This window comes from Blastococcus aurantiacus (assembly GCF_900102425.1).
GTDB classification, from domain to species: domain Bacteria; phylum Actinomycetota; class Actinomycetes; order Mycobacteriales; family Geodermatophilaceae; genus Blastococcus; species Blastococcus aurantiacus.
The window spans coordinates 468,978-490,351 of record NZ_FNBT01000001.1 but is presented as its reverse complement, the minus strand read 5'-3'; the positions used below and the strand labels follow the sequence as shown (position 1 = coordinate 490,351).

General features: G+C 73.4%; 18 protein-coding genes. 8 read left to right on the top strand and 10 right to left on the bottom strand.

Annotation, left to right across the window (positions count from 1 at the left end):
- Nucleotides 1-8: 8 nt before the first annotated feature.
- The gene (gene ilvA, locus BLS70_RS02360; protein WP_091763877.1) at nucleotides 9-1,277 is read right to left on the bottom strand and encodes a threonine ammonia-lyase IlvA; all 1,269 of its coding nucleotides are present in this window, start codon (nucleotides 1,275-1,277) and stop codon (nucleotides 9-11) included.
- A gap of 46 nt (nucleotides 1,278-1,323) precedes the next feature.
- Nucleotides 1,324-1,749 carry an ATP-binding protein gene (locus BLS70_RS02355; protein WP_091763876.1) on the bottom strand — a complete coding sequence of 142 codons (426 nt, stop codon included), beginning with the start codon at nucleotides 1,747-1,749 and terminating at the stop codon, nucleotides 1,324-1,326.
- Nucleotides 1,750-1,817: 68 nt separating this feature from the next.
- On the opposite strand from BLS70_RS02355, the gene BLS70_RS02350 reads away from it, so the two are divergent.
- The 3 genes from BLS70_RS02350 to BLS70_RS02340 all read left to right on the top strand — a co-directional run bounded on the left by BLS70_RS02350 (nucleotide 1,818) and on the right by BLS70_RS02340 (nucleotide 5,539).
- Nucleotides 1,818-2,183, top strand: coding sequence for an STAS domain-containing protein (locus BLS70_RS02350; protein WP_091763875.1), 366 nt, complete (start codon nucleotides 1,818-1,820; stop codon nucleotides 2,181-2,183).
- Entirely contained in the window at nucleotides 2,180-4,369 is a 2,190-nt protein-coding gene (locus BLS70_RS02345; protein ID WP_091763874.1) for a SpoIIE family protein phosphatase, read from the top strand. Before BLS70_RS02350 ends, BLS70_RS02345 begins: the two co-directional genes overlap by 4 nt.
- A 117-nt stretch (nucleotides 4,370-4,486) precedes the next feature.
- Nucleotides 4,487-5,539, top strand: coding sequence for a DUF3048 domain-containing protein (locus tag BLS70_RS02340; protein WP_091763873.1), 1,053 nt, complete (start codon nucleotides 4,487-4,489; stop codon nucleotides 5,537-5,539).
- A 24-nt stretch (nucleotides 5,540-5,563) separates the two neighbouring features.
- Here the strand turns inward: BLS70_RS02340 and BLS70_RS02335 are convergent, their stop codons facing one another.
- The 3 genes from BLS70_RS02335 to proA all read right to left on the bottom strand — a co-directional run bounded on the left by BLS70_RS02335 (nucleotide 5,564) and on the right by proA (nucleotide 13,906).
- A complete protein-coding gene (locus BLS70_RS02335; RefSeq protein WP_091763872.1) occupies nucleotides 5,564-6,571 on the bottom strand; it encodes a DUF2332 domain-containing protein in 1,008 nt (335 codons plus the stop codon).
- Nucleotides 6,572-6,653: 82 nt separating this feature from the next.
- Nucleotides 6,654-7,817, bottom strand: a complete 1,164-nt coding sequence (locus BLS70_RS02330; protein ID WP_091763871.1) for an RtcB family protein — start codon at nucleotides 7,815-7,817, stop codon at nucleotides 6,654-6,656.
- A gap of 182 nt (nucleotides 7,818-7,999) precedes the next feature.
- Entirely contained in the window at nucleotides 8,000-13,906 is a 5,907-nt protein-coding gene (gene proA, locus BLS70_RS02325; RefSeq protein ID WP_091763870.1) for an anti-phage protein ProA, read from the bottom strand.
- Nucleotides 13,907-14,090: 184 nt separating this feature from the next.
- Here proA and BLS70_RS02320 point away from each other — a divergent pair, with 184 nt between their 5' ends.
- The gene (locus BLS70_RS02320) at nucleotides 14,091-14,552 is read left to right on the top strand and encodes a DUF1707 SHOCT-like domain-containing protein (RefSeq protein ID WP_091763869.1); all 462 of its coding nucleotides are present in this window, start codon (nucleotides 14,091-14,093) and stop codon (nucleotides 14,550-14,552) included.
- Between the two features lie 6 nt (nucleotides 14,553-14,558).
- Here the strand turns inward: BLS70_RS02320 and BLS70_RS02315 are convergent, their stop codons facing one another.
- Together BLS70_RS02315 and BLS70_RS02310 are read right to left on the bottom strand one after the other, a co-directional pair.
- A complete protein-coding gene (locus BLS70_RS02315; RefSeq protein WP_091764188.1) occupies nucleotides 14,559-15,179 on the bottom strand; it encodes a maleylpyruvate isomerase family mycothiol-dependent enzyme in 621 nt (206 codons plus the stop codon).
- A gap of 154 nt (nucleotides 15,180-15,333) precedes the next feature.
- A complete protein-coding gene (locus tag BLS70_RS02310; protein ID WP_091763868.1) occupies nucleotides 15,334-15,525 on the bottom strand; it encodes a hypothetical protein in 192 nt (63 codons plus the stop codon).
- A gap of 211 nt (nucleotides 15,526-15,736) precedes the next feature.
- Between BLS70_RS02310 and BLS70_RS02305 the strand changes: the two genes are divergently transcribed.
- The gene (locus BLS70_RS02305; RefSeq protein ID WP_091763867.1) at nucleotides 15,737-16,975 is read left to right on the top strand and encodes an HNH endonuclease signature motif containing protein; all 1,239 of its coding nucleotides are present in this window, start codon (nucleotides 15,737-15,739) and stop codon (nucleotides 16,973-16,975) included.
- A 146-nt stretch (nucleotides 16,976-17,121) separates the two neighbouring features.
- Here the strand turns inward: BLS70_RS02305 and BLS70_RS02300 are convergent, their stop codons facing one another.
- The 3 genes from BLS70_RS02300 to BLS70_RS02290 are packed head-to-tail and all read right to left on the bottom strand — an operon-like array spanning nucleotide 17,122 to nucleotide 18,922.
- Entirely contained in the window at nucleotides 17,122-18,084 is a 963-nt protein-coding gene (locus tag BLS70_RS02300; RefSeq protein WP_176946240.1) for an RNA polymerase subunit sigma-70, read from the bottom strand.
- The gene (locus tag BLS70_RS02295; RefSeq protein WP_091764185.1) at nucleotides 18,081-18,482 is read right to left on the bottom strand and encodes a YybH family protein; all 402 of its coding nucleotides are present in this window, start codon (nucleotides 18,480-18,482) and stop codon (nucleotides 18,081-18,083) included. Before BLS70_RS02295 ends, BLS70_RS02300 begins: the two co-directional genes overlap by 4 nt.
- A complete protein-coding gene (locus BLS70_RS02290) occupies nucleotides 18,482-18,922 on the bottom strand; it encodes a YybH family protein (protein ID WP_091763865.1) in 441 nt (146 codons plus the stop codon). Before BLS70_RS02290 ends, BLS70_RS02295 begins: the two co-directional genes overlap by 1 nt.
- Before the next feature lie 222 nt (nucleotides 18,923-19,144).
- Between BLS70_RS02290 and BLS70_RS02285 the strand changes: the two genes are divergently transcribed.
- The 3 genes from BLS70_RS02285 to BLS70_RS02275 all read left to right on the top strand — a co-directional run bounded on the left by BLS70_RS02285 (nucleotide 19,145) and on the right by BLS70_RS02275 (nucleotide 21,358).
- On the top strand, nucleotides 19,145-19,939 hold the full coding sequence (locus BLS70_RS02285; RefSeq protein ID WP_091763864.1) for an enoyl-CoA hydratase/isomerase family protein: 795 nt from the start codon (nucleotides 19,145-19,147) through the stop codon (nucleotides 19,937-19,939).
- A 167-nt stretch (nucleotides 19,940-20,106) separates the two neighbouring features.
- On the top strand, nucleotides 20,107-20,604 hold the full coding sequence (locus BLS70_RS02280) for a DUF4234 domain-containing protein (RefSeq protein ID WP_255362179.1): 498 nt from the start codon (nucleotides 20,107-20,109) through the stop codon (nucleotides 20,602-20,604).
- A 151-nt stretch (nucleotides 20,605-20,755) separates the two neighbouring features.
- Entirely contained in the window at nucleotides 20,756-21,358 is a 603-nt protein-coding gene (locus tag BLS70_RS02275; protein WP_255362178.1) for a DUF4234 domain-containing protein, read from the top strand.
- Nucleotides 21,359-21,374 lie beyond the last annotated feature (16 nt).

Below are 21,374 nucleotides of genomic sequence, written 5' to 3'. Positions count from 1 at the left end.
CAGCCGGCTCAGACCAGGAAGCGGTAGGCCGTCGAGCCGGGCGTGAGGTGCTCGATGCGCAGGGGGCTGGCCTGGACGCGCGTCAGCAATTCGGCCAGCCCCTCGGCGCGCCCCAGCTCGATGCCGGTCAGTGCCGCGCCGGTCTCCCGGTTGTCCTGCTTGACGTACTCGAACCGCACGATGTCGTCGTCCGGGCCCAGCACCTCGTCGAGGAAGCGGCGCAGCGCACCGGGCTCCTGCGGGAACTCGACCAGGAAGTAGTGCTTGAGCCCGCGGTGCACCAGCGAGCGCTCGATCACCTCGGCGTACCGGCTGACGTCGTTGTTGCCGCCGGACAGCACGCACACGACGGTCTGCCCGGGCTCGAGCGCCACGAGCCCGCCGCTGAGTGCGGCCGAGGCCAGGGCTCCTGCGGGCTCGGCGATGATCCCGTCGGCCTGGTAGAGGTCGAGCATCTCGGTGCAGATCTGCCCCTCGGGCACGGCGAGCAGCTCCGCGCCCGAGTCGCGGACGAGGGGATAGGTGACCGCGCCGGCCCGGCGCACCGCCGCGCCGTCGACGAACGTGTCCATCTCCGGCAGGTCGACCGGCCCGCCGGCGGCCAGCGCGGCCGCCATGTTGGCCGCACCCGCGGGCTCCACTCCGATCAGCCGGGTCGCGGGGGAGGAGGCGCGCAGCCAGCTGCCAGCACCGGCGAGCAGCCCACCACCGCCGACCGGCAGGAGGACGACGTCGGGTGGCTCGGGCAGCTGCTCGAGGATCTCGACCGCCACGGTCGCCTGCCCGGCCACCGTCGCCGGTGAGTCGAACGCCGGAACCAGGGTCGCGCCGGAGACCGCGGCGAACTCGGCTGCCGCGGTCGCCGCGTCGTCGTAGGAGTCGCCGCTGATGACCAGCTCGACCATGTCGCCGCCGAGCGCCGCGATCCGCTCGCGCTTCTGCCGCGGCGTCGTCCCCGGCACGAACACCCGGCCGCGCACCTGGAGGGCCCGGCAGGCGTAGGCGACGCCCTGCCCGTGGTTACCGGCGCTGGCGCACACCACGCCGGCGGCGCGCTCGGCCGCCGGGAGGGCGGAGATCATCGTGTAGGCGCCGCGGATCTTGTACGAGCGTCCGACCTGCAGGTCCTCGCGCTTCAGCCAGACATCGGCGCCGGTCAGCCCGGAGAGCCGGGCGTTGCGCTGCAGCAGCGTCCGCTCGGCCACGCCGTCGAGCCGGCGGACGGCGTCGCGCACCTCGGCGGTGAAGGTGTCGGAGGTCGGGGCGGCAGCACTCACCGGGCCATCGTCGTCCACCCGCCCCGGCGGCTCGCAGGGAGGCCGGTCAGGTCTGCAGCAGGCGGAGCTTCGGCTCGGCGCGCAGGCGTTTCTCCAGCACGACGCGGTGCCGGCCGTCGTCGGAGCGGACGAACTGCAGATCGTCGACGAGCGCCTTCATCAGCACGAGGCCACGGCCGGCCTCCAGGGGCGAGCCCTCGGGCGCGGCGGCCGCATCGAAGTCGAAGCCCTGGCCGTCGTCGAGCACGGTGACTCTGCAGATGTCGTCGGTGATGGCGACGTCGACCTGGTACTCGTCCAGTTCGCCCGCGTGCTGCACGACGTTGGCGCACGCCTCGGTGAGCGCCAGCACGATCTCCTCGATCGTCTGCGGCTTCGCATCCAGGTGCTCGAGCGCCTGGCGCATGAGACCGCGCATGAGAGGCAGGCTGCGCGCGTCCCGCGGCAGCCGGACGCTGAACGAGATGTCCATGGCAGCTCTGTCCCCTCGGCACCGATGTCCTACCCTCGACGGAACGACGAGGTGGGAGGGGCGGTGCGGTGCAGTTCGATGTGGAGCGGACGATCGTCGCCGGCCGGCCGGCTCTCACCGTACGGGGTGAGCTCGACCTCGCGACCGCACCGCGCCTGGATGCGGCCGCCGACGAACTGCTGACCGAGCGGGTCGGCGAGTTCGTCGTGGACCTGACCCCCACGATGTTCCTCGACTCCTCCGGCGCACGCAGCCTGCTGGGCGTGGCCCGCAAGGCCGAGGTGGCCGGTGTCGGGCTGTTCGTGCTGGCGCCCCGCTCCAACAGCCCTGTCCGGCTGACCATCGACCTGCTCGACCTGGGCGCGTTCGTCCCGCTCGTCGCCTCGGTCGGTGAGATCCCCACGGGCATCTCCGGGCGCGACGCCGGCACGTGACCTCCCCGCGGGTGGACGACGAGGCGCTGCGGCGCTGCGCCGACGAGCCGATCGCGATCCCGGGGGCGGTGCAGCCGCACGGGGTGCTGCTCGCCGTCACCGAGCCCGGCCTCGACGTCGTCGTCGCCTCGGCCAACGCCGCGGAGCTCTTCGGCGGACCGGTGAGCTCGCTCGTCGACGTGCTCGACGACGACGCCCTCGCCCGGCTGCGGGACGGGCTGGCCGGCGACCTCGCCGAGGTGAACCCGCTGCGCACGACCGTGGCCGGCGTGGAGGTCGACCTCGTCGTGCACCGCGCCGACGGGCTGCTGCTCACCGAGTGGGAGCCGGTGACCGGGGCGGAGCAGGCGGGTGCCGCGTGGCACCGCCGCCTGCCCGGCGTGCTGCAGCGGCTGTCGTCGTCGGCCACGCTCGAGCAGCTCGCGGAGACCCTGGCCCGCGACGTCCGCACCGTGACCGGCTTCGACCGCGTCATGGTCTACCGCTTCGACCCGGAGTGGAACGGCGAGGTGATCGCCGAGGACCGGCGCGAGGACCTCGAGCCCTTCCTCGGTCTGTGGTTCCCCGCCAGCGACATCCCCGCCCAGGCCCGCGCGCTCTACACGACCAACTGGATGCGGCTGATCCCCGACGCCGGCTACGAGCGGGTGCCGCTGGAGCCGGCGGCGAACCCCCTGACCGGCCGCCCGCTGGACCTCTCCGGCGCGATGCTGCGCAGCGTCTCGCCGGTGCACCTGGAGTACCTGGCCAACATGGGCGTGGTCTCGTCCATGTCGGTCTCGCTGATCGACCGCGGCCGGCTCTGGGGTCTCATCTCCTGCCACCACTACGCCGGTCCGCACCGACCCTCGTACGCCGACCGCACCGCCGCGGAGTTCCTCGGCCGCACCGCCTCGCTGCTGCTGCGCACCGTCGTCGCCGAGGACGAGCAGGAGGGCGTCGTCGACGTCGCCGAGCGCGCCGCCGAGCTGGCCGCTGCCGTCGGCCGCACCCCGCGCGCCCTGGGCGCGGCGCTCACCGAGCAGGACCTCACCGTGCTCGACCTGCTGCCCGCCGGCGGCGCCGCCGTCCGGCTGGGCGGGCAGCTCCGGCTGCTCGGGGACACGCCCCCGGCGGACCGGGTGACCGCGCTCGTGGGCGCACTGCTGGCCGCCGGCGTGACCGCGACGGACGCCGCCGCCCGGGTCGTGCCTGCGGCGGAGGAGTTCATCGCCTCGGCCAGCGGGGTGCTGGCCGTTCCCGTCGGCACGGGTGATTTCCTGGCCTGGTTCCGCCCGGAGACGCTGCGCGAGGTGACCTGGGGCGGCAACCCGTACGCGTCCAAGGTCGCGCAGACCGACGACGGGCCGCGGCTGAGCCCCCGCCGCTCCTTCGCAGCGTGGAGCGAGACCGTCCGCGGCACGTCGCGCCCCTGGCGGGACCACGAGGTGAGCGCGGCCCGCGCGCTGGCCGGGCACCTCACGGCCGCCGCGCTGAACCGCTCCGAGGAGGACAACCGGCTCGTCGGCGCGCTCCAGCGCACGCTGCTGCTGCAGGAGCTGCCGAAGGTCCCCGGTGTCGCCCTGGCGGCCCGCTACCGGCCCAGCGCCGAGGACGTCGTCGGCGGGGACTGGTACGACCTCGTGCCGCTGCCGGGCGGGAAGCTCGCCGTCGTCGTCGGGGACGTCGCCGGGCACGGGCTGGCCGCCGCCTCGGTCACCGCCCAGCTGCGGCACGCGCTGCGGGCCCAGCTGCTGCGCGCCGCCGGGCCGGCCGCGGCGCTGGGGCTGCTCAACGAGGTGACCAGCGCGCTCCTGCCCGGTGAGCTGGCGACCGTCGTGGTCGCGGAGCTCGATCCCCGGACGGGGGACGTCGTCGTCGCCAGTGCCGGACACCTGCCGGTGCTGCACGCGCACGACGGAGCCGCCGAGTACGTGATGGGTGGTCGTGGCCCCGCGCTCGGCGTCCTGGACCGGCCGACGTACGCCGAGTCGGAGCTGACGCTGGCCGGCGACGACCGGCTGCTGCTGTTCAGCGACGGGTTGGTCGAGCGAGGGCGGGGCGGGTTGCCGCGGGGGCTGGACGCGCTGCGCGAGGTGGTCGCGGCCGGGCCGGCCGGCGCCGAGCCGCTCCTCGACGCGGTGCTCGCCGCGTTGGCGCCGCCGGACGCCGACGACGTGACCGTGCTGGCGCTCGCGCGCACCTGAGCCCCACCCGCCCCACCGTCGGTGCGGTCGAGCCTCGGGACTGCCGATGCGAACGGGTGGAACGCCGAGCTCGCTCGGCAAGCAGCCCGTACGCACGCCGACGCAGGAGCACACCCCATGTCCCACCGGACGCTCACCCGCCGCCTGGGTCGCACAGTCGCAGCACTCGCCACGATCGGGACGCTCGCGCTCGCCGCGGGCTGCGGCCCCGAGGAGACGAAGCCGGCTGCGGCCGGCGAACCCGCCGCCCCGCCCGCCCCGGTGCTGGTCCCGTGGCCGCTCACCGGCGTCGAGGTGGACGCGGTGCCCGCCCGTCCCGCCCTGGCGGTGAAGATCGAGAACTCGGTGGCCGCCCGCCCGCAGAGCGGCCTGAACGCCGCCGACGTGGTGTGGGAGCAGGTCGTCGAGGGCGGCATCACCCGCTTCGTCGCCGTCTTCCACTCAACCCTGCCGCCGGACGTCGGGCCGATCCGCTCGGTGCGGCCGATGGACGCCGCGATCGCCGGTCCGCTCAAGGGCCTGTTCGCCTTCTCGGGCGGGCAGCCGAAGTACGTGGACGCGATCGCCGGCACCGGCGCGCAGGTGCTCAGCCAGGGTGCCGGGACCGCCGGGTTCTTCCGGCTGGACAGCCGGGACGCGCCGCACAACGTCTACGCCAACCCGGCCGACTTCGTCGCACAGGCCGACCCCGGCCACCAGGCGTCGCCGGTCGGGGAGTTCGCCTTCGCGACCGCGGGCCGGCAGCCCACCGCGGTCGCCGCGGGCGCGCCGTCCGCCGCCGTGCGGCTGAAGCTGTCGCCCAGCAGCTACCCGAGCTGGACGTGGAGCCAGCCCGACAACGGCTGGCTGCGGGCCGAGGGCGACACCCCCGCGACCGTCGCCGACGGAGCGCGGGTGCGCGCCGCCAACGTCGTCGTGCTGCGGGTCGACGTCGTCAACACCGCAGCCCGGGACGCCGCCGGCAACCCGGTGCCCGAGACGCAGATGGTGGGCGGGGGAGAGGCGCTGATCGCCAGCGGCGGCAGCACCATCGCCGCGACGTGGTCCAAGGCGTCGCCGACCGACCCGGTCGTCCTCGCCCTCCCCGACGGTGGGCCGGTGGAGCTGGCGCCGGGCAACACCTGGGTCGAGCTCGTGCCCAACGGCACCGGCTCCGTCACCCTGGGCTGAGCTGTCCGCACGGGCCGCCGTCGGTCAGCGCGACAACGGCGGCCCGTGCCCGGTGCCGTGCGCCAGGACGTCGCCGGCCGGATCGGTGCCGGACCCGAACAGCCGCAGCGGGACGCCGCGGGCACCGGGCTCCGGGGCGGGTTCGTAGGAGAGCCGCCAGACGTCGGGCCGTGCGGTGAGCGCCTCCACCTGCCGCCACTCGTCCGGGTCGACGTAGGTCCGGACGATGCTGTGCCACACGACCGGGACTCCTTGTGCCGAGGGCTGGTCGTCCAGCCGGCGGGTGAGCCATTCGGCGGCGCCGGCCCGCTCGACGGGGACCCGGTGGGAGCCGGCCATCTGGAGAGCGCCCTGCAGTCGTCGGAAGCGAGCCACCTGGTCGCCCCACACGCTGGACGAGAGCCGCAGTCGTGCCTCGTCGTCGCGCGGGTCCAAGGGCGCCGGGTCGCAGCCCGCCCGCTCGACGACCCGCACGCCGTCCAGGTCCAGCGGGATACCGGGATCGGGCAGCCGGCACGGTGAGTCCGGCGGCCCCCAGACCTCGCCGAAGCGGAACCGGTCGAACAGCAGGTTCAGCCCCGCGGAAGCGCCGATCTCCAGCAGGCGCAGGGGTTCGCCGGTGCGACGGGCGACCTCGGCGAGGCCGACGAGCAGCGGCACCGTGCGGCCGACCTCGTTGGTCTGGCACGGCTGCCCGGTCAGCTGCTGCACGTCCTCGGTCTCGCGCTCGAGAACCCGCCGGGCTGCCGGCCAGGCCCCCTCCGGATCGGCGGCACCCCCGACGGTCGGGTAGTGCTCGGCCAGCTCCGGCGCCCTCCCCGTCAGCACGAGGCGGTGCAGTGCCGCCGCGAACCGCAGCGGCAACGCCGATCCGGGCGGGTCGCCGGCGAAGGGCTGCAGCGCGGCGTGGGTGATGCCACCGGCGTCCCAGTCGCTGGCGGCGCCCAGGAGGAGGGCCTGCATGAGCGGGGAGCTGCGCTCGGCCGGGTGGTCGGCGTTCTCCCGGAACACCTCGGCGACGGTCAGCGGCATGGGCGCATCCTGGCGCACCTGCACTCTTCGCGTGCGCGGGAGCAGCCGGGCCGGCGCTCCGGATGGAACGCCGGCCCGGTGGTCAGTCGCCCTTGACGTTGACGATCTGACGCAGCGTGTGCCGCACCTCGACCAGATCGGCGGCGTCGGCCATCACCTGGTCGATCGGCTTGTACGCGTCGGGGTGCTCGTCGAGGAACGCGTCCGAATGCCCCCACGCGATGCCCGCCATCCGCGCGTCGAGGTCCTGCCGCGTGAACCGCTTGCGCGCCGCCGTCCGCGAGAAGTTCCGGCCGGCGCCGTGCGGCGAGGACATCAGCGAGGGCACGTTCCCCAAGCCGGCGACGACGTAGGACGCCGCACCCATCGAGCCCGGGATGAGGCCGAGCTGGCCCTCCCGTGCCGAGATCGCACCCTTCCGGGACAGCCACACCTCACGCCCGAAGTGGGTCTCGCGCTCGGTGTAGTTGTGGTGGCAGTTCACCGTCTCGGTGCGCTCGACCCCGGCGTTCAGGAACCGGCCCAGCTGGTCGACGCAGCGGTCCATCATCTCCTCGCGGTTGAGGTAGGCGAACCGCTGCGCCCAGCGGAGCGCCTCGACGTACCGGTCGAACTCCGGCTCGCCCTCGACCAGGTACGCGAGATCCCGGTCGGGCAGCTGGATGTGCCGGCGCTCGCACTGCTCCCGCGCCACCTTGATGTGCTTCTGCGCGAGCCGGTTGCCCACACCCCGGGACCCGGAGTGCAAGAACAGCCACACCCGGTCCTCCTCGTCGAGCGAGAGCTCGATGAAGTGGTTGCCGGAGCCGAGGGACCCCAGCTGCTGCGGCCACTGCCGCGACTCGGCGTCGGCCTGCCCGGCACCCGGCGTCTCGCGCAGCTCGGCGATCCGCGGCTCGGCGGACGCCCGGATCTTCTGGTTCCGGCCACCCGCCGACAGCGGGATCGAGCGCGAGATCTGCTGGTGCAGCACGTCCAGCGGGCGCCCGGCGACGTCGTCGGCGGTGAACTGGGTGCGAACGGCGATCATGCCGCAACCGATGTCCACGCCGACCGCGGCCGGGATGATCGCGCCGTCGGTCGGGATGACCGAGCCGACGGTCGCGCCCATGCCCAGGTGGGCGTCGGGCATCAGGGCCAGGTGCGGGTAGATGAACGGCATCTGCGCCGTGCGCTCCGCCTGCTCGCGGGTGGTGTCCTCCAGGATCGACGCCCAGTTGAGCAGGCGTGCGTTGATCTTCTCCATCGTCCTTTCGATTCGCTCGGATGCGGTCGTGTGTGCCCGAAGGCCGGTGCAGTCAACACACGCATCCGGAAACGCGCAGCCCTATTTCCCGGGAGCACTCCACGCCCCGCCTTTCCGCGGAAAAGCGGTCTGCTTAACCGCGGAAAAGCAGACCGCTTTACCGCGGAAAAGCGGGGACGGGGTCAGATGGTGAGCAGGCCGTTCGGCTGCTCGGTGAGCTTGCCGCGCTCGATCGCGGCGGTCAGCGCCTGCTCCAGGACGCCGGTCACCGCGGCGGAGCGGCGCTTGTGCCCGAACACCGCCGCTGTCTGCGTGAGCAGCTCACCGCGGCCCATCCCCGCCGAGGCGCGGCACAGGGCCGCCATCGCGTTGGCGATCTCCTCGGGCGCGACGTGGTCGATCGGCCGGTCGGTGCTGGAGACCTGACGGCGGAAACCCTCGTAGCTCTCGGGCGTCACGCCCTCGGGCCACAGGTGCTCGCCCTGCACGGCCGACGGGGGCAGCAACGACAGCAGCGTCGACTTCCGCGACTCGGTCGCCCGGTTGAGCCCGAAGGCCCCGACGGTGAGCTTGGCCAGCCGGTCGACGTGGATGGGGCCCTCGGCCTTGATCCCGGCGGCGAGCACGCGGCGCACCACGCGCGCGGCCTTGGACGCCGGCAGCTCGTCGAGCACCGACTTCTCGCCGGCGGTCTTCGGGATCCACGGCACGAACGGCGTCTCGCCCTCCATCGCCACCGGCCGCGCGGGCTTGGCCGCCGCCGGCTTGGAAGCGGCCGGACGCGTCGGCGCGGACGTCGCGGGCACCGCCACCGACGCGGTCACCGACGAGCGCAGCGCCGCCACGCCCTTGAACGACTCGACCGCCGCCGTCGGCAGGGGGATCGGTGCCGGCAGCACCGGGGTGGCCGGAGCGGAGTCGACCGCTTCGACCAGGCGGTCGACGACGGTGGACGGCGACAGCAGCCACGAGGGCAGCCAGACGCGGGAGACCACCGGCCAGCGCAGCAGCCCGCCGAGCACCTCGACCGGCAGTCCGTCGCGGTCGCCGACCGTGCCGCGCCGCGCCCATGCCGGGCTGTCCAGCAGCACGGCCGCGACCGGGGTCTCCGGGTCGACAGGTCGGCTGATCGACAGGTCGACACGGAACTCCGAGAGACCGACGTCGGTGCGCACGACCAGACCCCGCTCGCGCAGGGCGGCGGCGATCTCCTCGCGGTGCCGGTCCACGACGGCGACCGACCGCGGCGAACGGGGCAGCACGTCGGTGCCGCGCTCGGCCATGTCGAGGTAGGCGCGCAGGTGCTTGATGCCCACCGAGCTGGTCTCCTCGGCCCGCAGCTGCTCCGGGTCGAAGGAGGAGAAGACGACGACCTGCCGCCGGGCGCGGGTGATCGCGACGTTGAGCCGGCGCTCGCCACCGCTGCGGTTGAGCGGGCCGAAGTTCAGCGGCAGCGTGCCGTCGGCGGTGGGGGAGAAGCCGGTGGAGAAGAAGACGACGTCGCGCTCGTCGCCCTGCACGTTCTCCAGGTTCTTGACGAACAGGCCCTCGCCGTCGGTGCGGTCCAGGGCCGCGGCCAGCCGCTCGTCGTCGGCGTCGCGCAGCAGCGACTCGATGTAGGAGCGCTGCTGGGCGTTGAAGGTGACCACGCCGATCGAGGGCACCGCGTCGACGCCGTCCCACTTGGGTACCGCGTCGAACCGGCGGCGGATCTCGGCGACGATCGCCTTGGCCTCGATCGGGTTCGTCCGCAGCAGGCGGCCGGCGCCGGAGCGGTGGAAGGTGCCGGGCACCCGCACCAGCGAGACGCCCCGGCCGTCGGGCTCCGACGACGCCCGGCCGTGCGTGGGCGCCGGGAACGACGACAGCCGGTTCTCGTAGTACTGCGCGTTGGAGAACGCGATGAGCGACTCGTCCTGGCTGCGGTAGTGCCACGACAGCCAGTGGCGCGGCACCCGCGCCTGCACGCACTCGCTGAGGATCGACTCCTCGTCCTCGACCGCGGTCTCCACCTCGACGACGTCGTCGGAGACCGAGGCGGTCGGCTCGAGGAAGGACGTCGGCGGCATCTGCTTGGAGTCACCGACGACGACGGCGGCCTTCGCGCGGCCCAGTGCGCCCACGGCGTCGGCGACCCGGATCTGCGAGGCCTCGTCGAAGACGACCAGGTCGAACTGCGCGGCCGCGGCCGGGAAGAACCGGGCCACCGAGTCCGGCGACACCAGCACGCACGGCATGACGGAGGTGATCAGCTCGCCGTACTGCGCCAGCAGCTGGCGGACGCCCAGCCCGCGGCGCTGCTTGGCCAGCTCGCGCTGCAGCGCACCCACCTGGCCGGCACCGGACGCGGCGTCGAAGGGCCGCGTGGCCAGCACCGACGCGGGCAGGGCCGCGGTCAGGTGCTCCCGCACGGCCCGGGACGCGGCGGCGAAGCGGGTGATCGCCTTCTCGTGCAGCCCCTCGTCGAAGAGGTCCAGCCCGGTGGCGTCGAGGCGCTCGGTCACCGAGGCCGTCGCCATGCCCCGGTCCAGGGCGCGGACGGCGTCGTCGGCGGCGATCGCACCGGTGACGAGCAGCCGCCGGGCGTCGAAGAGCCCCGCGTAGCGCAGCGGCTCGAGGGTGTCGAGGAAGCTGACCCAGCGGCGCAGCGACATGAGCACCGAGCCGTCGGTGCCGCGCTCGGGGCGGGTCATCGACCAGCGCAGCGTGAAGCCGTCGTCCCCGGTCCAGGCGGCGAGCTGGTCGGCGCTCGTGGCGCAGACGCGCACCAGTGCCGTCACCGAGCGCTGCAGCCGGTCGACGGCCGTGGCGGCCTCCGGACCGACCGGCATGCCGGCCACGATCAGCTTGCGCAGCTGGACGTGGAAGGACGACGACCCGTCGACGGCCTGCCCCGCGCGGCGCAGCCAGGCGACCTGGTGCTCGGGCAGGTGCGGGTCGACGAACGGGTTCCAGCCCTCGGGCACGGCCAGGCCCGGGACGGCGTTGACGCGGCCGGCGATCTGCTGCACCGCGGTCTGCACCCGCCACAGGTTCTCCACCAGCGCGGGGACGTCCTTGGGCCTGACCTTGGCCTCGGCGCGCAGGTGCGGGGCGAGGCGGTCGCGCACGGCGACCAGCCGGCGCCGGCGACCCCACCACGACGACGCGGCGGCGGTCTGCGCGGCCACGTAGATGTCGGCCAGCGGCAGCGCCAGCACCTCGGGGGCGACCAGGTCCATGCCCGGGTGCCGGAAGGCGAGGAAGGCCGCGATCTCGCCGAGGACCGCGCCGGTCGCCGTCGTCCAGCGGCCGGAGAAGGTCTCGTCGAGGACGTCGAGCCCGACCGCCGGCCCGCCGAGCAGGTGGCCGAGGGCGGCGAAGTCGTCCGGCGTGCGCGCGTGCCGCAGGACCTGGGTGAGCTCGGCGTGGCCGGCGACGGCGCGCACCGCCTCGTCCACGGCGGTGGCCGCGGCCTGGGTGGCGGGCAGGTCGATGGCGGGGGAGTCGACGAACGCCCACGGGTGGCGGAGTGAGGGGCGGGTCAGGTCGGCGATCTCGGGCAGCAGCGCCAGGGCCCGCCGGATCTGGGCGAGCACCTCGGGAGCGGCGTTGGCGACGAAGGGCAGCGGCACCGGGAGGGGCTCGACGTCGGTGCCGGCGGTCAGCTCGGCGGTGCGGGCGGTGTACAGCGACAGCCCGGCGGCGTTCTCGGTGTGCAGCCGGTCGGCGTAGCGGGCCAGCAGCCGGCGGGCCGAGCGCAGGTTCTCCGAGTCGGCGGCCAGCCCCTGCTCGTCGACGGCGACCGCGTGCTCCAGCGCCAGCCGGATCTGCGCCCGCACCATCGAGGCGCGGCTGCCCTTGTCGTGCAGGTCGAGGGCGAACATGCCCATGCCGACGGCGTCGAGGCGGCGCGCGACGACGTCCAGGGCCGCCCGCTTCTCGGCCACGAACAGCACCCGCTTGCCCTCGGCGACCGCCCGGGTGAGCAGGTTGGTGATGGTCTGCGACTTGCCCGTGCCGGGAGGGCCCTCGAGCACGAAGGTGCGCCCGGCGCTGGCCTCCGCGATCGCCCGCAGCTGCGAGGCGTCGGCGGGGGCCGGCAGCTGCGCGGCGAGGTCGTCGAGGTCGGCGAAGGCGCCGGTGTCCAGCGCCGGGTCGGTGAACGGCTCGGTGGGCTCGTGCACCAGGTGGGAGACCAGCGGGTTCTGGGCGAAGTCGGCCCAGTGCTCGTCGAGGTCCTTCCACAGCCGGTACTTGGCGAACTGGAGGACGGCGAGGTCCGCCGTCGCCTCGACGCGGTAGGGCAGCCCGTGGCCGACCAGCGCGACCCGCATGGCCTCCAGCGCCGCCTCGACGTCCATCGTGCCGTCGGCGGTCTCGGTCAGCGTCGGGATGGAGAGCCCGTGCAGCTGGCGCAGCTTCTCCAGCAGGCAGTAGTTCGGTGCGGTGCTGCCCGACTCGTCCAGCGCGAGCCGGTAGGAGCCGGTGCGGCTCAGCGGCGTGAGCGTGACCGGGATGAGCACGAGCGGGGAGCGCAGCGGCCGGCCGTCGAGCTCCCACACCAGCGAGCCGAGCGCCAGGTAGAGGTTGTTGGCGCCGGTCTCCTCCTGCACGGTCTTGGCCCGGTAGGCCAGGTTGCGCAGCCGGGGGAGGTAGCCGCCGGTGGTGACGTCGGCGTGCAGCTCGCGGCGCTCGACGAGCAGGTCGGCCAGCTGCTGCGAGGGCAGGTCGCCGGCGCCGGTGAGGCCGCGCTCGGCCTGGACGGCGGCGAGCTTGTCGCCGGGCAGCAGCGTGATGGGTGTGCCGTCGTGGACGAACCGCTCCAGCACCGGCAGCGAGGTGGCCGGCACCGTCAGCGCCAGCCCGGTGCGGTCGGTGTAGTTGATCAGGCGGTTGCGCAGGCTGAGGTCCAGCAGGGCGTTCTTCCACTGCTGCACCCGCGGAGGCGCCTCGGGGCGGGGTGCCGCCGTCGTCGTCCCCTCGGGGGGTGCCGGGGCGCTGTGCACCGCGGCCCGGTACTCCACGACCTGCAGCACGCCCTGCTCGTCGCGGGCGCGCGCCGGCAGCGGCACGATGCCGTCGCGCCGGGCGCGGTGGACGTCGGTGACGCCGATGATCCGGTCGAGCTCGCCGGTCAGCCAGCCGTCGTAGGCCGGGCGGTGCAGGTCGGCGCCGGGCTCGCCCATGCTCGTGAGCAGCGTCGTCTCGACGAGACCGATCAGCCCGAGGTCGACCAGGTTGACCAGGCCGGCGGCGTCGGTGGTGGCGGCGGACTCGGCGCTGCGCTCCTCGCGCCAGTAGCCCAGGAACGAGTGCCCCTCCGCGAGCCACAGCAGCGGCCGGATGCCGGCCTGCTCGAGCGCGGCGGCCAGCAGCACCACGGTGTCCAGCGGCGTGCCGACCTTCCAGGTCAGGACGTCGCCCGGCGTCCGCACCTGCTGGCCGACGTCGGACCAGGTGGCCGGCGGCTCGCTGTAGCGGAGGCCGCGGGCCCGCAGGGTCTCGGCGATCGAGGCGACCACCTCGTCGACCCGCTCGGCCGTCGCGGCGTACCCGACGAGGGCGCCGCTGCCGGTGGCCTGCTCGAGGTGGTCGACGGCCTCGGCGACCAGCGCGGTGACCGCGGGGTGGTTGGGCATGACGTGCGCGGCGAGCATCTCCAGTGCCAGCGGCAGGGGAGAGGCCAGCCACTGGTTGGCGGCGAGCACCTGCACGGGCCGGGATGCCTCACCGGCCAGGACCGGACCGTCCTCGCCGTCCACCAGAACCTCGACGTCGATGACGCCCGGCCGCTGCTCCTCGACCTGGAGCATCGCGGCGGGGTCCATGACCAGGCCGACGTCGGTGAGCACGGTGCTGCGACCGGCGTCGATGTCGGCCAGCAGCTCCACGGGCCGGGCGATCGGGCCCTCGGCGTCACGGACCGACAGCCGCACGGTCGCGCCGCGGACGGTGGCCTCGGAGGTGAGGGCCAGCCGCGGGACTACGGGGATGCCGTTGTGCGCCAGGGCGTAGCTGAGCACCGGGGTGGAGGTGATCTCGATGGAGATCGCCGCCGTCTGCGGCGCCACGGCGTCGCGGAGGTCGAGATCGACAGTGCTCTCCATGTCACCTGTCTACCGGGTAGGACGGAATGGTCCCTTCATGCTCCCCGACGGGTGGGGCGCATGTGACGCCTGCGTCGGGAAGCCGGTGCGAATCACAGGGACGGCGCCGTGGAGGACCGGATCCGTTCCGGAGCCGGTCCTCCGGTGCGACGATGACGGGCGACGTCTGGACTGCGGAGGTGGCATGACCCACGCGCCCGGGCTGCGGGCGGCCGACGCCGACCGGCAGGCGGCGGCCGACCGGCTGCGCGCCGCCCACGACGAGGGCCGGCTCGACCTGGCCGAGTACGACCGGCGGCTGGCCGAGGCCTACGCGGCGGTGACCTACGCGGACCTCGACCGGTTGTTCACCGACCTGCCGGCGCGGCCGAACTCGCCCGTGCCGGCCTACACGGTGTCGTCCGCTGCGGCTGTGGCCCGGGCGGCGGGGGCATCGGTCGTGCGGAGCCCGGCCCGCTTCCCGCTGGCGTTGAAGATCCTGTGGACGGCGTGGGCCAGCGTGGTGGCGATCAACCTGACGGTGTGGCTGCTGGTCAGCCTCGCCGCGGACGGGTCCGTGCACTTCTGGCCGATGTGGTTCGCGGTGCCGGGTGTGGCGCTGGGCATCGGCACCACGATCACCATGCGGGTGCGCAACACCCGCTGACTTCCGTCAGCGGCGGAGGGTGCGACCGTCGGGCAACGTGCGACCGCCCAGCAGGGCGACCAGTTCGCCGGCGCCGGCGCGGACGACGTCGCCCTCGCCCCAGGACCAGTCGGCGTCGTCCGCCTCGAGCCCCGTGACGGTCAGGTCGAGACCGAAGAAGGCGCCGTTCGCGGCGGTGAGCTGGTCGAGGACGGCGACGACCGCCTCGCCCGGTGCCACCGCAGGCATGCCGAGCGCGACGGTGACGTCCAGGGAGTGGATGACGGCGTGGCTGAGCGCGCCGGCCGCGCCACCGCCCGGCGGCTCCCACTGGTGCAGGGTCGGTGAGCGCAGGTCGGCCAGGAGGTCGTCGGCCGGCAGGGCGCCGTCGCGGGCAGCCACCGTGTCGGAGAGCCGCCCGAAGTCCCCGCCCGCGGCCGCCATCTCCGCGCCGAACCGCTCGGGGGTGAGCCGGACGGGCATGGTCACGTGGGCGACGACGTGCCGGACCTGCCAGCCCTCGCACAGCGTGGCGGCGTCCCAGGGGTCGGCGGAGCCGTCGTCCAGCAGGTCCGCGAGGCTGCTGTACGTCTGCGCGATCCACGGCTGGAGGTGACGCTGGGTCTGGTCGGTGCCGGTCTCGGTCATCGCGTGCTCCTCCCGCGGCCGGTGTTCGGCGGCCGTCATGACGTAGACGTGCGGTGGCGCGGGAACTCAGCGCCGCTCTTCCCGGAGCCTCTCCCGCGGAGCAGCCGACGGCCCTCCGCGCGGAGTTGGTCAGCGTGCTGGACGCTCCCGCATGTCAGGCGAGGAGCCCGCTCAGGGCCAGCAGGTAGACGAGCCCGAGCCCGACGACGAGGACGACAGCGAGCCATACGAGCATGCGCATGGCTCGGCGTCTTCCCGGCCTGTTCTGCTTCAGCCCCTGAGCCAGGTCGCCCCACTGATCGATCTGGCCGGCCGGCGAGTACTGGTTGTGCTCGTATCGCTCCATCGGCCATCTCCCCTGTGCGGTGGCTGCCGAGTCGCACCTCACTCCCACCATAGGGCAGGGCCGCGCCGTGGACAGCCGCCCGCACGCACCGGCGGTGCCTCCCTTTGGACGCGCTTCTCCACTCGCGGCGAGGCAAGCATGAATCTGTGGACAGGCCGCTGACCTGGGGATTCAGGTGGTGCCCGGCACTCGATAGCGGTAGGATTCGTACATGTGTTCGACCGACTGTGCGACTCCGGTGGCGTGCCTCGCAGGTGTGCTGGAGGCGCTGGCCGGTGAGGACCTGAAGGGGTCGTTCGGCCCGGCGGTGATCGAGCGCACCGGCTCGCTGCTCGTGGCGCGGAACCGATTGGACGCGGTGCTGGCGCGGACGGTGCGCGAGGGGGAGCTGACCCAGGCGGCCGAGCACGACGGGAAGGCATCGATGTCCTCCTGGCTGCGGGGGCACCACCGACTGTCGCAAGGGGAGGCGAGCCGGCTGGTCCGGAACGGCCGCGTCCTGGAGCAGCTACCCGCCCTCGCGGCAGCGGCTGTTGCCGGCGCGGTGACCGCGGAGGCGGTGTCCACGATCGCGCCCGTGGCGGCGGCGGAGAACCTCGCCCGCGCCGACGAGCAGGGTGTGGACGTGCCTGCGGTCGACGCGGCACTCGCCACGGTGGCCGCGACCCGGGCGCACTCCGAGCTGCGGCAGGTCGTCGGCCACTACCTCGCGCGGCTCGATCCTGACGGCACCGAGCCCGACCCGACGGAGAACCGCAGCTTCGCGACGGCCCGGGACAGTCATGGCATGGTCACCGGCCGGTTCGTCCTCGATGAGATCGGCGGGGAGAAGCTGCTGGCCGCGGTCGAGTCCATCGTCCAGGCCAACCGGCCCGCCGGCGACGTGCGCACCCGCTCCCAGCAGCAGGCCGACGCCCTGGTCCAGTTGTGCGACAACGCCCTCGCCTCCGGTGACCTGCCCACGATGCGGACGGTGAAGCCGCACGTGGTCGTCACCATCGACCTCGAGGACCTGATGGACACCTCGACCGGGGAAGGTGCCGGACGGACCGGCTTCGGCGGCATCATCTCCGCGGCCGAGGCGCGCTGGCTGGCCTGCGGCGGCAACGTCACCCGCATCGTCATCGGCCCCGAAGGCCAACCGCTGGACCTGGGCCGCTCCACGCGCCTGTTCCCACCGCACCTGCGCCGAGCGGTCGAGGTGCGCGACCGGCACTGCGTGTTCGCCGGGTGCGACGCCCCGTCCCATTGGTGCGACGTCCACCACCTCGTCCACTGGATCGACGACGGCAACACCGATCTCGACAACTCAGCGCTGCTGTGCGAACGGCACCACACCAAGGTGCACCACGGCTTCCGCGTCGAACGACAACCGAATGGCCGATGGCGCACCCGGCGCCCCGACGGCACCGAGATCGTCGTCCACGAGCCGTTCCTCGTCCCCGCCTGATCGTTGGGGGACGCGGTCGTCGCGCGTCTGCAACGAGGGGAGGGTCCTGCACCGGTGCCTTCCGGATGGCGCGCCGCCTCAGCAGTGCTGGCCGGGGCCGGGCAGACGTCGCCACGCGCTCGGACCGTTCGCGACAGCGACGCCTGTCATCGGTCCGTTTCGATGGGAAGCCCGAACGCTGCGACGGCGCGGTGGTCCGTGAAGCAGTGGATCGCCTCGAGCTGTCCGCCGCGAAAGGTGAGCACGTCGACGGACAGCGCACGGAACAGACGATCGCCGGGACGGCGCAGATAGTTCACCGTGGCCGGCCGCCCGTTCGCACGCGCTGTCACGAGCCGCCATTCTCCGGGACGCGAAGGTCCGACGGCTCGGGTGAAGAACGCCGCAGCGGCGGCGCGGCCGATGGCGGGCTCCTCGGGCGGCATGCTGACGCGCACGTCCGCCGCCAACATCGCGGTGATCGCGTCGACATCGCCGTCCTGGTGGGCGCGGACGTACCGCCGGACGAGGCCGTCGTCCACAGGAGCGTCCGGTAGGCCACGTTCCGATGTCCCGTGACACCGCCTGACCTCGGCACGCGCCCGCTGCACGAGACTGTTCGCTGATGGAACGGAGACCCCGAGCAGCGCCGCGGTCTCCGTCGAGGACAGCCCGAGGAACTCCCGGGCGATGAGCGCTATCCGCTGCCGCGGCGGCAGGCGGAGGAGCGCGGCGACGAGCATGAGCTCGGTCGTCTCCCTGGCCTCGACCACGACGGCAGGATCGGGGCCCGACGGCGCGGACGTGAGTCGCCAGTCCGGGAACGGGCCGATCCTGCCCTCGCCCTCCAGCAGTTCTGTCAGGGAATCGGTAGGCGCGGCGCGCCGCTCGTGGAGGGCGAGGAAGTCCAGACAGGCGTTCGTCGCGATCCGGTACAGCCAGGTGCGCAGGGACGACCCGTGGCGGAACCCGTCGCGGCTGCGCCATGCGCGCAGGAACGTCTCCTGTGTCAAGTCCTCCGCGTCCGCGAACGATCCCGTCATGCGGTAGCACAGCACCAGGAGTTCGCGGCGGCGCTGCTCGAAGACACTGCCCAGGTCGGCCTCGGCTTCCACCGCGGGCGTCGTCACGTTCCCGTGAAGGAGTGGTGCTCGTGTGCGACCTGCCATGCACCGTCCTTCGCACGCAGGCCGACGCTGAGCCGCAGGCGTCGTTCCGGCCGGGCGGCCAGCTCGTCGGCGGTGCCACACCGCAATAGTGCCCACGCCCAGGCGACGTCCTCGCCGGCCTCCACGCGGAGATCCGCCAGCTCGAAGACCGCGCCGCTGCGGACGTACTCAAGGAACGGTGACCACGCGACCCTGTAGGCGTCGATCCCGCGCACGCCCTCCTCGGGGGGCGGCACGTCCATGAGCACGACGTCGTCCGTCCGGCGGGCACACACCCCGTCGAGGTCCGCCGCGTTCACGGCCTGTACCCAGTCCTCGATGAGAGCCCGGATGGTCTCCGGTCCCGTTGGCGCCGCCATCACGGCGCGAGCGCGAGCGCCGCCGCGCCCGTCTCGGGCTCGAACGGGAAGGACACGTGCTGGTGCACCATCAGCCACTTGCCGTCGACCTTGCGGAAGATCCGCGTCCCTCGCGACCACGTGACCCGCTCCGTCCCGTCGGGTCGACGGCTCGCCATCCTGTTCAGGCCCCAGGCGACGCCCAGATCCTCCCGGACGATCACGCGCAGGTCCGGGACGGTCCAGGTGAAGTCATCGAGCTCCTGCTCGAAGCCGCGCTGGCACTCCTTGCGGATGTCGTCGAGCGCGGTGAACTGCAGCGGCGAGACGTGCTCATAGGAGATGATGTCGGCGGAAATCGGCTCCATGGACGCCTCCACGTCCTTGTTCTCGGCGGCCGCGAACCACCTCTCGTGCAGCTCTATGAGTTCCCGCACGGATGCCTCGGTCTCGGTTGTCATCACAGTGTTCCTCTCGTGGGCCGGTCGTACAGGTACAGACGGGTGAGAAGCGCCGACTCATCGCTGCGGCGGCCGCAGGGCCGGCCGCGCCAGGGCCTGAACAGTCGTTCCGTCGGGAGGGTGGTCGGTCGTGCATTCACGACCCGGACCCCGCAAGCCCCCTGTACGGCGACAACCCGACCCGACGGGCCGCACCACGAGCGGGACCGGTACGAATGGGTCGTGAGCGGATCGCAGCGGTACGAGTCGGGCCTGGTCGTCGAGAACCGAGGGCACGTCCGCGTGCTCACCCTCGACCGGCCCGAGCGGCGCAACGCACTCTCCTCCGGGCTGCAGGCCGACCTGGTCGACCAGCTGCTCGACGCGGGGGAGGGCGGCGAGGTGCGCGCCATCGTGCTCACCGGCAACGGTCCCGCGTTCTGCGCCGGCTTCGACCTCAAGGAGATCCGCGAGCGCGACCAGCGCGGCGAGCGCTTCCGCCCGCCGATGAACCGCCCCGGCCGATCGCTGTTCGAGGTCGTCACCGAGACGCCCGTCCCCATCGTCGCCGCGCTCCAGGGGCACGCCGTCGCCGGCGGGTTCGAGCTGGCCCTTGCCTGCGACCTGCGGGTCGCCGCTCCCGGCATCAAGCTCGGGCTGCCCGAGGCGACGATCGGCATGGGCGCCAACTTCGGCTCCGTCGTCCTGCCCAAGCGCATCCCGATGGGCATCGCCCTGGAGATGCTGCTGATCGGCGAGTACGTGACCAGCGAGGACGCCGAGCGCTGGGGTCTGGTCAACCGGATCGTGGACGCCGACGCGGTGCTGCCCACCGCCATGGAGCTCGCCGGGCGGATCGCGGGGAATGCGCCGATCAGTGTCCGCCGGATGAAGGAGACCGCCGTCAAGGGCGTCGACCTGCCGCTGTGGCAGGCGCTCCGGCTGGACGTCGGCCCCAACCCCTACCTCAGCGAGGACCGCCGCGAGGGGATCGCCGCCTACCTGGAGAAGCGCCGGCCCGAGTGGCGCGGACGGTAGAGCTCGCGCCCGTCCGCCCGGCCGCTGCGCTGGGGCAGCTGGGACGCCGGTCATCGCACGGGGCGGCGCGACCGGTCGATCCCCGATGTCCTGGTGCGACGGGCGGCCGACCCCTAGGTTCCGCGCGGATGCCGGAAGTGCCGGCACGACCGACAGGAAGCGGGCGCATGTCCACGCCAGGTGGTTCCCCAGCTCCGGACTACGGCCAGCCGTACCCGGCGGCGCAGCCCAGTCAGACCTACGGCTACGGCGGTCAGCCGATGCCGAACGCTCCGGTCGGCGCCCAGTACGCGGCGCCGCAGGGCCCCGCGGGCAAGATCCGGCCGACCGGCATCGCGATCCTGCTCTGCATCGTCACGCTGGGCATCTACAGCCTGTACTACTACTACGCGACCCACGACGAGATGAAGAAGCACACCGGCGAGGGCCTCGGCGGGCTCGTGGCCTTCCTGCTCGCCTTCTTCGTCGGCATCGTCTCGCCCTACCTCCACAGCCATGAGGTGGGCAACCTCTACGAGCGTCGCGGCCAGGCCAAGCCGGTCAGTGCCGTGACCGGTCTCTGGGTGTTCCCCGGGATCCTGATCATCGTCGGGCCCATCGTCTGGTTCGTGAAGACCAACGGTGCGCTCAACGCCTACTGGCGGAGCGTCGGCGCCCAGGGCTGAACGCCCGCCTGCTGCGCCTCGCACCACCTGACCGGCCGTGTCGTCGCCCCCGACGGCACGGCCGCTCGCTTCCCGGCGCGCGCCGGAAGACCCCACGTGCGTCGCGACGGTGACACGATGCCGCTGCCCACGCGCGCCAGGAGGAGCCGGCATGAGCACACCGCAGCACGAGCCGCAGCCGCACGGCACGCCGCCGTCCGCACCGCCGGTCGACCAGACCCAGCAGATCTCCGCGCCCGGCTACGGGCAGCAGGGCTACGGGCAGGACCCCTACGTGCAGCCCGGCCACCAGCAGCCCGGCTACGGGCAGCAGGGGCCAGGGGGTCCCGGTGCCGCCATGCCGGCCCCGCCGTCCTGGGCGCAGTACGCCCAGCCGAACGGGGCGCTCGGCACGATGCGACCCACCGGCATGATCATCCTGCTGTTCTTCGTCACCTTCGGGATCTGGGGCTTCGTCTACTACTTCCAGACCCACGAGGAGATGAAGCGGCACACGGGCGAGGGGCTCGGCGGCATCGTCGCCCTGGTCATCTCGCTGATCTTCGGAATCGTCTCGCCGTTCCTGCTGAGCAACGAGGTGGGCAAGCTCTACGAGCGCCGCGGCCAGGCGCCGCCGGTCACCGCCCTGACCGGGCTGTGGTTCTTCCCGGGCATGTTCATCCTGGTCGGGCCCTTCATCTGGTTCGTGCGGACCAACAACGCGCTCAACGAGTACTGGCGCAGCCAGGGCGTCACCCGGACCAGCCTGGTCTGACCCGGCCCGGCAGAAT